This window comes from Nocardioides korecus (genome assembly GCF_054778395.1).
In genome coordinates this window covers 14,796-28,830 of sequence record NZ_BAAGZO010000001.1, presented here as the reverse complement: position 1 = coordinate 28,830, position 14,035 = coordinate 14,796, and the positions used below count along the sequence as shown (strand labels likewise).

The window sequence follows — 14,035 nt, the reverse complement described above, 5'->3', positions numbered from 1 at the left end:
CTCAGGGCCGCCGGTCGGTGGCCCGCTGACGAACCAGCCCCACCGTGCCCGCCAAGGAGAACCCCCGTGGACGCATCCAAGCTCACCTCGCGCAGCGTCGAGGTGGTCAACGCCGCCCAGACCGCCGCCGTGTCCGCCGGCCACGTGCAGACCGAGCCGCTGCACCTCGCCCACGCCCTGCTGCGCCAGGAGGGCGGTCTCACCCCGTCGCTGCTGACCAGGGCCGGCCTGGACGCCGGCGGCGTGGCCTCCCTCAAGGCGGCCGTCGACGCGGCCGTGGCCCGGCTGCCGAAGGCCTCCGGCGCCACGGTGCAGACCCCCGGCGCGTCCGGTGCGCTGACGCGCGTGCTGGCCAAGGCCCTGGAGCTGGCCGAGGGCATGCAGGACGACTACGTGGCCACCGAGCACCTGCTGCTCGCCCTGGCCGAGGTCGAGGGCCCGGTCCGCGACCTGCTGGCCGCCAACGGCGTGACCCCCGACGGGCTGCGCGCGGCGGTCACGGCCGTGCGGGGGAGCCGTCGGGTCACCAGCCCGGAGGCCGAGGCGACGTACGAGGCCCTGGACAAGTACGCCGTGGACCTCACCGCCCGCGCCGAGGAGGGCAAGCTCGACCCGGTGATCGGCCGCGACGCCGAGATCCGCCGCGTCGTGCAGGTGCTCTCGCGCCGCACCAAGAACAACCCGGTCCTGATCGGCGAGCCCGGCGTCGGCAAGACCGCCGTCGTGGAGGGTCTGGCCCAGCGCGTGGTCGCCGGCGACGTGCCCGACTCGCTCAAGGGGCGCCGGGTGCTCAGCCTGGACCTGGCCGCGATGGTGGCCGGGGCGAAGTTCCGCGGCGAGTTCGAGGAGCGCCTCAAGGCCGTGCTCGAGGAGATCAAGGCCGCCGAGGGTCAGGTCATCACCTTCATCGACGAGCTGCACACGGTCGTCGGCGCGGGTGCCGGCGGCGACTCCGCGATGGACGCCGGCAACATGCTCAAGCCGATGCTGGCCCGCGGCGAGCTGCACCTGATCGGCGCGACGACGCTCGACGAGTACCGCGAGCGCATCGAGAAGGACCCCGCCCTGGAGCGTCGCTTCCAGCAGGTCTTCGTCGGCGAGCCCAGCGTCGAGGACACCGTGGCGATCCTGCGCGGCCTCCAGGAGAAGTACGAGGCGCACCACGGCGTCAAGATCACCGACGCCGCCCTGGTCGCCGCGGCCATGCTGTCGGACCGCTACATCCCCGGTCGCCAGCTGCCCGACAAGGCGATCGACCTGGTCGACGAGTCGGCCTCGCGGCTGCGGATGGAGATCGAGAGCTCGCCGGTCGAGATCGACCAGCTGCGCCGTGCGGTGGACCGGATGCGGATGGAGGAGCTGGCCCTGGCTCGCGAGACCGATGCCGCCTCCGCCGACCGGCTCGAGCGCCTGCGTGCTGACCTGGCCGACCGCGAGGAGGAGCTGCGCGGGCTCGAGGCGCGCTGGGAGCACGAGAAGGCCAGCCTGGAGGGCGCGGGCGAGCTGCGCCGCCAGATCGACGAGCTGCGCGTGGAGGCCGAGCGCCTCCAGCGCTCCGGCGACCTGGGGGCCGCCTCGGAGATCCTCTACGGCCGGATCCCGGTGCTGGAGAAGCAGATCGAGTCCACCCAGGACGCCGAGGAGATCACCGACCGGATGGTCAACGAGGAGGTCGGACCCCAGGAGATCGCCGACGTGGTCGAGGCCTGGACGGGCATCCCGACCGGTCGGCTGCTCGAGGGCGAGACCGCCAAGCTGCTGCGGATGGAGGACATCATCGGCGAGCGGCTGGTCGGCCAGCGGGCCGCGGTCACGGCCGTGTCCGACGCCGTGCGCCGCTCGCGGGCCGGGATCGCCGACCCCGACCGCCCCACCGGGTCGTTCCTGTTCCTGGGCCCGACCGGCGTGGGCAAGACCGAGCTGGCCAAGTCGCTGGCCGACTTCCTCTTCGACGACGAGCGCGCCATCGTGCGCATCGACATGAGCGAGTACTCCGAGAAGCACTCGGTCTCGCGCCTGGTCGGTGCCCCGCCCGGCTACGTCGGCTACGACGAGGGTGGCCAGCTCACCGAGGCCGTGCGGCGCCGGCCCTACTCAGTCGTGCTGCTCGACGAGGTCGAGAAGGGCCACCCCGAGGTCTTCGACATCCTGCTCCAGGTGCTCGACGACGGCCGCCTGACCGACGGCCAGGGCCGCACGGTCGACTTCCGCAACACGCTGCTGATCCTGACCAGCAACCTGGGCTCGAGCTACCTGGTCGACCCGACGCTGGACACCGAGAAGAAGCACGAGTCGGTGATGGCCGTGGTGCGGGCCGCCTTCAAGCCGGAGTTCCTCAACCGGCTCGACGAGGTGGTCATGTTCGACGCGCTGGGCAAGGCCGAGCTGGCCCACATCGTGGACCTCCAGCTGGCCGCGTTCGACGCCCGGCTGGCGCCGCGCCGGATCACCGTGACCGTCGACGAGGCGGCGCGGGCCTGGCTGACCGACCACGGCTACGACCCGGCGTACGGCGCCCGGCCGCTGCGCCGGCTGGTGCAGAGCGCCATCGGCGACCCCCTGGCCCGGATGCTGATCAGCGGCCAGGTCGTCGACGGCCAGCACGTGCTGGTCGAGGTCGGGGCCGAGGTCACGCCCGGGTCCGGGACGGCCGGGGAGGGCCCGCTGCGCCTGCGGGTGGCCTGAGGCACGCACCGTGTTGGTTCAATGACCCCATGAGCAGCCCGACCGGCCCGACCCGTCCGAGCGGGCCGACCACGCCTTCCACGGCCGACCGCCCCCGCCAGCTGACCATGGCGGGCTGGTTCGTCGTGGTCGGCTCCGTGCTGGTCGTGGTCTCCTCCTGGACCGGGCTGACCCAGCTCTACTCCCTGGACAACCAGGAGCGGGTGCGCCGCGTCCTCTCCGACGGCGCCGGGCCCGGGCTGGGCCTGAGCCTCGACCAGGCCCTGTCGGCAATGCGTATCGGCCTGGTGCTCAGCGGCGCGATGGGGGCGGCGGCCGCGGTGGCCGGCTTCTTCGTGCTGCGGCGTCACCGTGGTGCGCGGATCCTGCTGGCCGTCCTGGCCCTGCCCCTGCTCGTGACCACGCTGTTCACGGGCGGGCTCACCGGCGCGCTGGTGGTGGCGGCGACGGCGACGATGTGGACCGGCCCGGCCCGGGACTGGTACGCCGGGCGACCCGTCCGGGAACCGGCCGTGCGCCAGGCCGGCGTACGCCGTCCCGACCCGCACCTGCCGGGCCAGCAGCCCCCGCTCCCGCCCCAGGTCCCGGACGCGGACCCGACCCCGCCGCCGGCGGGGCAGGGCCCGCCCGCCGGCCCGCCGACCGTGTCGGACCAGCCGCGCGCCACCCACGGCTTCGGCCAGCAGCCGCCGGCGCCGGACCCGGCGTTCCCCAGCCGACAGGCCTACCCGGGCCCGTGGCGGCCCGCGCAGGTCGCGGTGCACGACGAGGGCGTGCCCAGCGGCGTGCGGCTCGCCTGCCTGGCCACCTGGGTCTTCGCCGGGGTCGCGGCGCTGGCGCACGTCGCGTTCATGGTGTTCCTGGTCGCGAACCCGTCGGCGCCGGTCGACTACCTGGTCTCCCAGCCGTCCTGGCAGCGGTTCCAGGTGCCGCGCGAGACCGTCCTGCCCGCGATGTGGGTCTACGCCGTGGGCATGGTGGGCTGGAGCCTGGCCGCCTGCGGCCTGGCGTTCTTCACCTGGCGCCGCCACGACTGGGCCCGGTGGCTGCTGGCCACCAGCGCCTCGGTGGCCTTCCTGGTCGCGCTGACGGCCTTCCCGATCGGGATGCTGCACCAGCTGGCCTGCGCGTTCACCGTCGGCGGGCTGTTCAACGCCACCAGCCGTGCGTGGTTCGCGCGCCAGCCCCCGCGGCGCTGACGAGAGCTGCTCAGGCGCGGAGGTCGGCGCCGCGGAGCCGGCGCACGCCCTCGTCGAGGACCGCCTGGTCCTTGCAGAACGCCCAGCGCACCAGGTGGCGACCCTCGGCCGACCCGTCCTCGTAGAACACCATCGAGGGGATCGCGACGACGCGGGCCCGCTCCGCGATCCCGGTGCAGAAGGCGCGCCCGTCGGGCCAGCCCAGGGCGGACACGTCGGTGGTGACGAAGTAGGAACCCTGCGGCCGGTGGACCTCCAGCCCGAGGTCGGCGAGGGCGTCGGCGAGGCCGTCGCGACGGTCCTGCAGCGAGGCACGGAGCGCGGCGTGGAAGGCCTCCTCGTGGTCCAGGGCGTGCGCGATCGCCGGCTGGAGCGGGGCGCCGGTGGCGTAGGTGAGCCAGTTCTTGGCGCCCTCGACCGCGGCCACGAGGTCGGCGGGCCCGGTGGCCCAGCCGATCTTCCAACCGGTCAGGGAGAAGGTCTTGCCCGAGCTGGAGACGGTCAGCGTGCGCTCGCCCATGCCGGGCAGGGTGGTGATCGGGACGTGCTCGTGGTCGTCGAAGACCAGGTGCTCGTAGACCTCGTCGCTGACCACGACCAGGTCGTGCCGGCGCGCGACCTCGGCGACGCCCTCGAGCTCGCGCCGGTCGAGCACCCGTCCCGTCGGGTTGTGGGGGGTGTTGAGCAGGATCATCCGGGTGCGGTCGGTGACCGCGGCCTCGAGCTCGGCCACGTCGAGGCGGAAGTCCGGCGCGCGCAGGGTGATCGGTCGGCGTACGCCGCCGGCGAGCTGGATGGTGGCGCGGTAGCTGTCGTAGAACGGCTCGCACACCAGCACCTCGTCGCCCGGGTCGACCAGGCCCAGGACGGCCGCCGCGATCGCCTCCGTCGCCCCGGTCGTGACCACGACCTGCTCGGGGCCTAGGTCGATGCCGTAGTGGCGCCACTGGTGGTCGATGACGGCCCGCACGAGCTCGGGGGTGCCGTGGCCGGGCGGGTACTGGTTGCGGCCGGCCAGCATCGCGTCGTACGCCGCCCGCAGCACCGGCTCGGGAGGGCTGGCGTCCGGGAAGCCCTGACCGAGGTTGACCGAGCCGGTCCGGGTCGCCAGCGCCGACATCTCGGCGAAGATCGTGCTGCCGACACCGTCCAACCGCGCCGCGGCGCGCCTCCTGGGTTCGTTCACGTCGTCGAACCTAGTGCGTCACACTGGGCCCATGGCGGCCACGAGGGGTAAGCACAAGCTGGGCCGGCGGGCGGTCCACTGGGCCGGCATCACCATGATCGTGGCCGGGCTGGCGATGATCGGCTACGTCGGCTGGCAGTTCTACGGCACCAACTGGCAGTCCCACCGGGAGCAGAAGCAGGTGGCCTCCACCCTCCAGACGCAGTGGAAGAGGGGCGGGGAGCGGCTGCAGCCGCGCTACGTGCCCCAGGGCCGGGCCTCGGCGCTGATCCGGATCCCCAAGTTCGGCAAGTCCTACGTCGTCCCCGTGCTGGAGGGCGTCTCGACCGACGTCCTGGCCAAGGGCTTCGGCCACTTCCGCGGCACCGCCGACCCCGGCGACGTGGGCAACTACGCGCTGGCGGCCCACCGGGTCACCCACGGCGAGCCCCTGCGGCGGATGCCCGACCTGCGCCCGGGCGACAAGATCGTGGTGGAGACCGTGGCCGCGACCTACACCTACGTCCTGGACACCGACCCCAACCGGGTGGTCGTCCCCTTCACCGGTGTCTGGGTGCTGGCGCCGGTGCCGAAGAACCCGTCGGGCGGCCCGGAGCCGGCCCAGCGCAAGGGCCAGCGGCTGATCACGCTGACCACCTGCTCGGAGCTGTTCCACACCGACAACCGGATGATCGCCTTCGGCCACCTGCTCAAGGTGCAGGGCAAGAGCGCCTGAGCGCAGCCGGTGCGGGGCCGGTAGCCTGCGGCCCATGGCCGAGCCGACCAGCCCCGATCCCCGCCTTGCCGCCGACGTCGACGCGTGCTGCCGCCTGACGGGTGAGTTCACGCTCCGCTCGGGCCAGGTCGCCAGCGAGTACTTCGACAAGTACCTCTTCGAGTCCGACCCCGTCCTGCTGGCCCGCGTCGTGGACCAGATGGTGGGGCTGGTGCCCGAGGGCACCGACCTGCTCGGCGGGCTCGAGCTGGGCGGCGTCCCGATCGCCACGGTGCTCAGCGCCCGCACCGGCCTGCCGGCGCTGTTCGTGCGCAAGCAGGCCAAGGAGTACGGCACCTGCAAGCTGGCCGAGGGCGCTGATGTCGCCGGTCGCCGGGTCACCCTGGTCGAGGACGTGATCACCACCGGCGGCGCCGTGCGTGACGCCACCCGCGCGCTGCGCGAGGCCGGCGCGATCGTGACCGTCGTCGTGTGCGCCATCGACCGCAGCCCGGAGGGTCAGAACCCCCTGGCCGACGTCGACCTCGAGGTCCGCCCGGTCCTCACCAAGGCCCAGCTCGACGCCGCCACCGCCTGAGGGGCCCTGCTCGCGTCGCCGAGCGGGCGAGGGGCCTCGAGTGCCACGGGTGGGCGCTCGGGCGGTCGTTTCCACGACTCTGGTGTGGCACTCGTCCGGCGGACGAGGACACTGCCGTGGGGCGGGAAGGTCGACCGTCAGGCGCGGGGGGCCACGTCGGAGCCGCTGATGTCGCGGTCGGGGCGGCCGTCGTGGTCGTTGTCGTCTGCCTCGGGGCCGGAGGTGCGCTTGTGGCGCCACCACTCCCAGGCGATCGGGATGACCGACAGGGCCAGGATGACCAGGATCGCGGCGTCGATGTTGGTCTTGAGCCACGGGAAGGTCTGGCCCAGGAAGTAGCCGAGCAGGGTGATCAGCAGCACCCACAGGCTGGCGCCGACCGCGCTCCACAGGAAGAACTTCCGGCGCTTCATCTGGGTGACGCCGGCGACGACGGTGATGTAGGTGCGCACGAACGGCACGAAGCGGCCGATGACCAGCGCCTTGCTGCCGTGGCGGTCGAAGAACGCGGTGGTCTGGTCGAAGTACTTGCGCTTGAGGATCTTGCCGTCGCGCTCGTACAGCGGCGGGCCGATCGCCCGGCCGATCTCGTAGCCCAGGACGTTGCCGCCGAAGGCGCCAAGCGTCAGGACCACCAGGGCGCAGACCAGGTTGACGACGTGGTTGCCGGGGAAGACCTCGATCTGGCCGCCGGCGATGAACAGGCCCATCGCGAACAGCAGGCTGTCACCGGGCAGGAACGGGAAGAACAGCCCGCACTCGACGACGATGATCGCGAGGCTGACCCAGAAGAACCCGGTGCCGAACTGCGAGAGCAGCCACTGGGGGTCCATCCACTTCAGACCGAGGAGCAGGGGCAGGAGCAGACTGTTCACCGGAGAAGCGTAACGGCCCGCACGTGACGAGAACCTGTCCCTCACCTGTGCCCCTAGGGTGGCGCCGTGCAGGAGCCCGAGCAGCCCGAGCAGCCCGGGGACCGCCGGGCGCCGTACGACCCGGTGCAGCACGGGCCGGCGGAGGTCGGCGTGGGGCCGTGGGAGGGTCCGCGACCGCCGGGGGAGCAGTACGACGACCGGCTGCTCACCGAGGGCGACCGGCGCAACGTCGTGGACCGCTACCGCTACTGGACCCTCGAGGCGATCCGGGCCGACCTCGACACCCGGCGCCACGACTTCCACGTCGCGATCGAGAACTGGCAGCACGACCCCAACATCGGGGCCGTGGTGCGCTCGGCCAACGCGTTCCTGGCCGCCGAGGTGCACATCGTGGGCAAGCGTCGCTGGAACCGTCGCGGGGCGATGGTCACCGACCGCTACCAGCACGTGCGCCACCACCCGGGCGTGGCCGAGCTCGCCGCGGACCTGCACGCCCGCGGGATCGCGCTGGTGGGGGTCGACAACCTGCCCGGCTCGGCCCACCTGGAGACCTGGGAGATGCCGCGCTCGGTCTGCTTCCTCTTCGGGCAGGAGGGCCCGGGGCTCTCCGCCGAGGCGCGGGAGGTCTGCGACGGGACCTTCGCGATCGCCCAGTTCGGCTCCACGCGCTCGATCAACGCCTCCGCGGCCGCCGCGATCGCGATGCACGCCTGGGTCGCCCGCCACGCCGACCTGGGGCGGGCCTGGCGGGGCTGAGCCTCCTGCGCAGGAGGCGTGAGCAGGCCCCGGCGGGACGTGCGCAGCGTCCACTAGGGTGGCGAGAGAACCGCTCGCCAGGCACGTCAAGGGAGACCGCCCCATGCCCATCGCCACCCCCGAGAAGTACGCCGAGATGCTGGACACCGCGCAGCAGAAGTCCTTCGCCTACCCGGCCATCAACGTGTCCTCGTCCCAGACCCTCAACGCGGCCCTGGCCGGGTTCGCCGAGGCGGGCAGCGACGGGATCATCCAGATCTCCACCGGCGGCGCGGAGTACCTCTCCGGCCCCACGGTCAAGGACATGGTGACCGGGTCGGTGGCCTTCGCCGCCTACGCCCACGAGGTCGCCAAGAAGTACCCCGTCAACATCGCGCTGCACACCGACCACTGCCCCAAGGACAAGCTGGACGGCTTCGTGCGCCCGCTCCTGGCGATCTCGGTCGAGCGGGTCAAGAACGGCGAGCACCCGCTCTTCCAGTCCCACATGTGGGACGGCTCGGCCGTGCCGCTGGACGAGAACCTCCAGATCGCCCAGGAGCTCCTGGCGCAGGCCGCCGCGGCCCACATCGTGCTCGAGGTCGAGATCGGCGTGGTCGGCGGCGAGGAGGACGGCGTCGAGGGCGGCGCCGGCGACAAGCTCTACAGCACCCCCGAGGACGCCCTGGCCACGATCGAGGCACTCGGCACCGGCGAGAAGGGGCGCTACCTGACCGCGCTGACCTTCGGCAACGTCCACGGCGTCTACAAGCCCGGCAACGTCAAGCTGCGTCCCGAGATCCTGGAGAAGGCCCAGAAGACCGTGGCGGAGAAGCTCGGCCTCGGCGCCGACGCCCGCCCCTTCGACCTGGTCTTCCACGGCGGCTCGGGCTCGACCGCGGAGGAGATCAAGGCCGCGGTGGAGTTCGGCGTGGTCAAGATGAACGTCGACACCGACACGCAGTACGCCTTCACCCGCCCGGTGGCCGGCCACATGCTCGCCAACTACGACGGCGTGCTGAAGATCGACGGCGAGGTCGGCAGCAAGAAGCTCTACGACCCGCGCGCCTGGGGCAAGGCGGGAGAGGCCGGCATGGCCGCCCGCGTGGTCGAGGCCTGCGAGAACCTCTCCAGCAGCGGGACGTCGGTGGGCCGATGAGCTCGCACCTGGGTCGCGACCTGATGGCCGGTCCCCCCGAGACGCTCCTGCCCGAGGACCCCGCCGCTGGCGAGCTGGCCGCGGGCGACCCCGCCGCCGAGGTCGTGCGCCGCCACCCCGAGTCGCCGCTGGCCTGGGCGACGCTGGCCGAGGCGGCGCTGGGTGACGATGCCGTCGACGACGTGACCGCCTACGCCTACGCCCGGGTGGGCTACCACCGCAGCCTGGACTCGCTGCGCCGCAACGGCTGGAAGGGTCACGGCCCGGTGCCGTGGGGGCACGTCCCCAACCGCGGGTTCCTGCGGGCGCTGGCCGCCCTCACGATCGCGGCCGGGAGGATCGGCGAGGCTCCCGAGGAGCAGCGCTGCCGCGACTTCCTGCGCGACTCCAGCCCCGAGGCGGCCGACGCGCTGCTCTGAGGCGACGGCCAGAGGGATGGCGGCGGTGCTGCCCTCAGGCATCTCTCAGGTCTAGGGTGCGGGCCATGGCTCGCCAACGCTCGGGCGCGGACGTCGCCCCACCCACCAACCGGACCCTGGTCGCGATCGCCGCGGTGCTCCTCGCGATCCCGGTCGTCGCGCTGCTGTGGGTCAGCAGCTACGCCCACGACACCCCCGAGCTCGGCGGGGTGCCGTTCTTCTTCTGGTACCAGTTCCTCTGGGTCTTCCTCTGCGCCGCCTGCACGTACGCCGCCCACCGGCTGGTCCTGGCCGCCCGGAAGCCGGGCGTCGGCACCACCGGCAACCCCGGCCGGATCACCCCGCAGGACCCCGCCGCGCGTGAGGAGGGGGACCGGTGATCCCGCTCGTCTCGGGCAAGGACGGCGTCGACTGGGTCGCGCTGGCCGTCCTGGTGGTGCTCTTCGCCGTCGTCACGGTGCTCGGCTTCATGGCCACCCGCTTCCGCAAGGGCGACTCGCTGGACTCCCTCGACGAGTGGGGTCTGGGCGGTCGCAGCTTCGGCACCTGGGTCACCTGGTTCCTGCTCGGCGGTGACATCTACACGGCGTACACCTTCGTCGCGGTGCCGGCGGCGATGTTCGCCACCGGTGCCGTCGCGGGCTTCTTCGCGGTGCCCTACACGATCGTGCTCTACCCGATCATCTTCGTCTTCATGGCGCGGCTGTGGTCGGTCAGCCACCGGCACGGCTACGTCACGACCGCCGACTTCGTGCGCGGTCGCTACGACTCCCGCGGGCTGTCGCTGGCCGTGGCCGTCACCGGCTTCCTGGCCACGATGCCCTACATCGCGCTCCAGCTCGTCGGCATCCAGGCGGTCCTCGACGTGGTCGGTCTCGGTGGCGGCGGCAACCTGCTGGCCAAGGACGCCCCGCTGCTGATCGCGTTCGCGCTGCTGGCGGCGTACACCTACACCGCGGGCCTGCGCGCCCCGGCCGTGATCGCGTTCGTCAAGGACGGGCTGATCTACGTCGTCATCATCGTGGCGATCATCTACCTGCCCACGAAGGTGGGCGGCTGGGACACGATCTTCCACGCGGCCAAGGAGAAGATGGCCACGACCAACCCCGCCACCGGCAAGCCCACCGGCTCCTTCATCCCCGGCAGCGGCCAGATGTGGTCCTACGCGACGCTGGCCCTCGGCTCGGCGATGGCCCTGTTCATGTACCCCCACTCGGTGACGGCCAGCCTGTCCTCCAACAGCCGGACCACGATCCGGCGCAACGCGGCGATCCTGCCGGCGTACTCCTTCGTGCTGGGGCTGCTGGCCCTGCTCGGCTGGGTCGCGATCGCGGCCGGCACCAAGCCGGTCGGCGTCGACGGCAAGCCCAACCCGCAGCTGGTGATCCCGCAGCTCTTCGAGGACATGTTCCCCAGCTGGTTCGCCGGGGTCGCCTTCGCGGCCGTGGCCATCGGCGCGCTGGTGCCGGCCGCGATCATGTCGATCGCCGCGGCCAACACCTTCACGCGCAACATCTACAAGGAGTGGCTGAAGAAGGACGCCACCCCGGCGCAGGAGGCCAAGGTCTCCAAGCTGGTCTCGCTGCTGGTCAAGGCGTTCGCGCTCGTGTTCGTGCTCACGATGGACAAGCAGAACGCGATCAACTTCCAGCTGCTGGGCGGCATCTGGATCCTGCAGACCTTCCCCTCGGTGGTGTTCAGCCTCTACACCCGCTGGTTCCACAAGTGGGCGCTGCTGGCGGGCTGGGCGGTCGGGATGCTCTACGGCACCTGGACGGCGTACGGCGTCGCTAGCGCGGCCACGCAGCACTTCGGCGGCTCGCTCGCCGAGATCCCCGGCTTCGGCCAGATGGGCTACATCGCCATGACTGCCTTCGGGCTCAACGTGCTGGTCGCGGTGGTCGGCTCGGCCGTGCTCAACGCCACCAAAGTGGCCAACGGCAGCGACGAGACCACGCCGGGCGACTACTACGCCGACGCGGGCGACCCGCGGGTGGAGAAGGACAAGGTCGCCCGCGAGCACGCGGTCGCCGAGGGCGAGATCGCCTGAGGGACCGGCGCGCCGGTCAGGCGCCGGGAGCGGGGGGCACGACGAGGGAGTAGGCCCCCTGCTCCAGGTGCCAGGACCGGCGACGCTCGGGGCCACTGATCTCGCCGTCGGCCGAGAGCCAGAAGTCCTCACCGGTGATCGTCACCTGCTTGGCCCGGATGCTGAGCACGTCCTCGCGGCGCTCGTGCTCGCCCTGGCGCAGCTGCCAGGCGTAGGCCACGCGCTCCAGGGGGCCGGTGGCGAAGGAGACCATCACGTCGAGCATGCCGTCCTCGGGGTCGGCCTCGGGGGTCAGCTCGGTGCCACCCCCGACGCTGGCGCCGTTGGCGACCGCGACCATCAAGACGTGCTGGTCCATGTCGGAGACGACCTCGCCGTCGGCCTCGATCCGCAGTCGCACGAAGGGCGGGCGCACGGCGGCCATCGCGGCCCCGATCGGGTAGCCCAGGATGCCGATGCCGTAGGGGCCCAGCCGCTTCTTCCAGCGGGCGCCGCGCCGGCTGGCCTGGGCGCTGGCGCCGGCGTGCACGCTGTTGACCACGATGCCGCCGAGCTCGTCGACGATCAGGTCCATCGCGCGGGGCTCGCCGGCGACCAGGGCCGCCGCCGCCTCGCCCGGGTCGAGCGGGATGTCGAGGGTGCGGGCGAAGTCGTTGCCGGTGCCCAGCGGGATCAGGCCCAGGGTGCGCTCGGAGAGCTCGTGGCGCCGGTGCAGCGCGGCCACCACGGCGTGCAGGCTCCCGTCGCCGCCGGCCACGACGATGCGACGGCACCCGGCCCGGTGCAGGACGCCGTCGAGCTCACCGGGGTTGCCGGTGCGCGCGACCTCGACGTCGGTCTCCTCGCGGAGCACGCCCAGCGCGATCTCCAGCGCGTCGCGCTCGCCACCGCCGGCCTCGGCGTTGGCGATCAAGAGCAGCGGGTCCATCCGGTCACTCTAGAGGTGGGCCGGGCGGGGTGCAGGTGTCCGGCCCAGTTGGTAACGTGACGCCGCAAGAGCCCGGTGCTGTTGCACGGGGCTCGCTGCATCTCCCGGGCGAGCTCCGGACCGTGATCCACCGACACCCGCCGATGGAGGGGTGCAGATGCCTGCGATCGTCGTGCTCGGAGCCCAGTGGGGCGACGAGGGCAAGGGCAAGGCCACCGACCAGCTCACCACCACGGACTCGATCGACTTCTGCGTCCGCACCAGCGGTGGGCACAACGCCGGTCACACCATCGTGGTGGACGGGCAGAAGTTCGCCACGCACCTGCTGCCGAGCAGCATCCTGTCGCCCGAGTGCGTCTCGGTGATCGCCAACGGCGTGGTGGTCTCCCCCGAGGCGCTGTTCCGCGAGCTCGACGCCCTGGTCGAGCGCGACGTCGAGCTCGGCCAGCTGGTGCTCAGCGGCAACGCCCACGTGATCGCCTCCTACCACTCCACGGTCGACAAGGTCACCGAGCGGTTCCTGGGCAAGAACAAGATCGGCACGACCGGGCGCGGCATCGGACCGGCGTACGCCGACAAGATCAACCGCGTCGGCATCCGGGTCGCCGACCTCTTCGACGAGGCCATCCTGACCGAGAAGGTCGAGGCCGCGCTCGAGGTCAAGAACCACCTGCTGACCAAGGTCTACAACCGTCGCGCGATCACGGTCGAGGAGGTCACCGAGGACCTGCTGTCCTACGCCGACCGGATGCGCCCGATGGTGCAGGACACCTCGCTGCTGCTCAACCGCGCGCTCGACGAGGGGCGGACGGTGCTCTTCGAGGGCGCCCAGGCCACGATGCTCGACGTCGACCATGGCACCTACCCGTTCGTGACCAGCAGCAGCCCGGTCGCCGGCGGCGTGTGCACCGGCTCCGGTGTCGGACCGACCCGGATCGACCGCGTCATCGGCGTGATCAAGGCCTACACCACCCGCGTCGGGGCCGGTCCGTTCCCGACCGAGCTCTTCGACGACGACGGCGAGAAGCTGTGGCGCATCGGCGGCGAGGTCGGGGTCTCGACCGGTCGCGACCGTCGCTGCGGGTGGTACGACGCCGTCGTCGCCCGCTACGCCGCCCGCGTCAACGGGCTCACGGAGTTCTTCCTGACCAAGCTCGACGTGCTGTCGACCTGGGAGCGGGTCCCGGTCTGCGTGGCGTACGACGTCGACGGGGTCCGCCACGACGAGATGCCGCTGACCCAGACCGAGTTCCACCGCGCCACCCCGATCTACGACTACGTCGACGGGTGGGCCGACGACATCTCCGGGTGCCGCACGTTCGAGGACCTCCCGGTCAACGCCCAGCGCTACGTCCGCGCGCTCGAGGAGATGTCCGGCGCGCCGTTCTGGGCCGTCGGCGTGGGCCCGGGCCGCGAGCAGACGCTGGTCGTGCCGCCGCGCTGACCGGCCCCCACGGTCCCCGGGACTGGGCAGACCGGCAGACAACCCGGTCGTCCGTGGCCTAGG

General features: G+C 72.3%; 13 protein-coding genes. 10 read left to right on the top strand and 3 right to left on the bottom strand.

Annotation, left to right across the window (positions count from 1 at the left end; all coding sequences use genetic code 11):
- Positions 1–66 precede the first annotated feature (66 nt).
- Together clpB and ACYVDA_RS00120 are read left to right on the top strand one after the other, a co-directional pair.
- Positions 67–2,685, top strand: coding sequence for an ATP-dependent chaperone ClpB (gene clpB, locus ACYVDA_RS00125; protein WP_460813481.1), 2,619 nt, complete (start codon positions 67–69; stop codon positions 2,683–2,685).
- A 29-nt stretch (positions 2,686–2,714) separates the two neighbouring features.
- The gene (locus ACYVDA_RS00120) at positions 2,715–3,884 is read left to right on the top strand and encodes a hypothetical protein (RefSeq protein ID WP_460813479.1); all 1,170 of its coding nucleotides are present in this window, start codon (positions 2,715–2,717) and stop codon (positions 3,882–3,884) included.
- Positions 3,885–3,894: 10 nt separating this feature from the next.
- Here the strand turns inward: ACYVDA_RS00120 and ACYVDA_RS00115 are convergent, their stop codons facing one another.
- Positions 3,895–5,070, bottom strand: coding sequence for a pyridoxal phosphate-dependent aminotransferase (locus ACYVDA_RS00115; RefSeq protein WP_460813477.1), 1,176 nt, complete (start codon positions 5,068–5,070; stop codon positions 3,895–3,897).
- Between the two features lie 31 nt (positions 5,071–5,101).
- Here ACYVDA_RS00115 and ACYVDA_RS00110 point away from each other — a divergent pair, with 31 nt between their 5' ends.
- Together ACYVDA_RS00110 and pyrE are read left to right on the top strand one after the other, a co-directional pair.
- Positions 5,102–5,785, top strand: a complete 684-nt coding sequence (locus ACYVDA_RS00110; protein WP_460813473.1) for a class E sortase — start codon at positions 5,102–5,104, stop codon at positions 5,783–5,785.
- Positions 5,786–5,819: 34 nt separating this feature from the next.
- Positions 5,820–6,362: an orotate phosphoribosyltransferase gene (gene pyrE, locus ACYVDA_RS00105; RefSeq protein ID WP_460813470.1), complete on the top strand. Its 543-nt coding sequence runs from the start codon at positions 5,820–5,822 to the stop codon at positions 6,360–6,362.
- A 137-nt stretch (positions 6,363–6,499) separates the two neighbouring features.
- Here pyrE and ACYVDA_RS00100 read toward each other — a convergent pair whose 3' ends face one another.
- Positions 6,500–7,237: a DedA family protein gene (locus ACYVDA_RS00100; RefSeq protein ID WP_460813468.1), complete on the bottom strand. Its 738-nt coding sequence runs from the start codon at positions 7,235–7,237 to the stop codon at positions 6,500–6,502.
- 66 nt (positions 7,238–7,303) lie between these two features.
- Between ACYVDA_RS00100 and ACYVDA_RS00095 the strand changes: the two genes are divergently transcribed.
- From ACYVDA_RS00095 to mctP, 5 genes are all read left to right on the top strand, one after another.
- Positions 7,304–7,993, top strand: coding sequence for a TrmH family RNA methyltransferase (locus tag ACYVDA_RS00095; RefSeq protein ID WP_460813464.1), 690 nt, complete (start codon positions 7,304–7,306; stop codon positions 7,991–7,993).
- 103 nt (positions 7,994–8,096) lie between these two features.
- Positions 8,097–9,131: a class II fructose-bisphosphate aldolase gene (fbaA, locus tag ACYVDA_RS00090; RefSeq protein ID WP_460813462.1), complete on the top strand. Its 1,035-nt coding sequence runs from the start codon at positions 8,097–8,099 to the stop codon at positions 9,129–9,131.
- Complete coding sequence (locus tag ACYVDA_RS00085; RefSeq protein ID WP_460813459.1) at positions 9,128–9,550, top strand: DUF3151 domain-containing protein; 423 nt, start codon at positions 9,128–9,130, stop codon at positions 9,548–9,550. The genes fbaA and ACYVDA_RS00085 overlap by 4 nt, the downstream gene beginning before the upstream one ends.
- Before the next feature lie 65 nt (positions 9,551–9,615).
- The gene (locus ACYVDA_RS00080; protein ID WP_460813456.1) at positions 9,616–9,930 is read left to right on the top strand and encodes a DUF3311 domain-containing protein; all 315 of its coding nucleotides are present in this window, start codon (positions 9,616–9,618) and stop codon (positions 9,928–9,930) included.
- Positions 9,927–11,600 (top strand): monocarboxylate uptake permease MctP, encoded by a 1,674-nt coding sequence (mctP, locus tag ACYVDA_RS00075; protein ID WP_460813454.1) that lies wholly within the window; start codon positions 9,927–9,929, stop codon positions 11,598–11,600. The genes ACYVDA_RS00080 and mctP overlap by 4 nt, the downstream gene beginning before the upstream one ends.
- A gap of 16 nt (positions 11,601–11,616) precedes the next feature.
- Here mctP and ACYVDA_RS00070 read toward each other — a convergent pair whose 3' ends face one another.
- Positions 11,617–12,528 carry a diacylglycerol/lipid kinase family protein gene (locus ACYVDA_RS00070; protein WP_460813452.1) on the bottom strand — a complete coding sequence of 304 codons (912 nt, stop codon included), beginning with the start codon at positions 12,526–12,528 and terminating at the stop codon, positions 11,617–11,619.
- A 157-nt stretch (positions 12,529–12,685) separates the two neighbouring features.
- Here ACYVDA_RS00070 and ACYVDA_RS00065 point away from each other — a divergent pair, with 157 nt between their 5' ends.
- The gene (locus ACYVDA_RS00065) at positions 12,686–13,972 is read left to right on the top strand and encodes an adenylosuccinate synthase (protein WP_460813449.1); all 1,287 of its coding nucleotides are present in this window, start codon (positions 12,686–12,688) and stop codon (positions 13,970–13,972) included.
- The last annotated feature ends 63 nt before the right edge of the window (positions 13,973–14,035 follow it).

Coding starts and splice junctions, on each gene's coding strand:
- ACYVDA_RS00120 (WP_460813479.1), top strand. CDS start 2,715: ATGAGCAGCCCGACCGGCCCGACCCGTCCGAGCGGGCCGACCACGCCT.
- ACYVDA_RS00110 (WP_460813473.1), top strand. CDS start 5,102: ATGGCGGCCACGAGGGGTAAGCACAAGCTGGGCCGGCGGGCGGTCCAC.
- pyrE (WP_460813470.1), top strand. CDS start 5,820: ATGGCCGAGCCGACCAGCCCCGATCCCCGCCTTGCCGCCGACGTCGAC.
- fbaA (WP_460813462.1), top strand. CDS start 8,097: ATGCCCATCGCCACCCCCGAGAAGTACGCCGAGATGCTGGACACCGCG.
- ACYVDA_RS00085 (WP_460813459.1), top strand. CDS start 9,128: ATGAGCTCGCACCTGGGTCGCGACCTGATGGCCGGTCCCCCCGAGACG.
- ACYVDA_RS00080 (WP_460813456.1), top strand. CDS start 9,616: ATGGCTCGCCAACGCTCGGGCGCGGACGTCGCCCCACCCACCAACCGG.
- ACYVDA_RS00070 (WP_460813452.1), bottom strand. CDS start 12,528: ATGGACCCGCTGCTCTTGATCGCCAACGCCGAGGCCGGCGGTGGCGAG.
- ACYVDA_RS00065 (WP_460813449.1), top strand. CDS start 12,686: ATGCCTGCGATCGTCGTGCTCGGAGCCCAGTGGGGCGACGAGGGCAAG.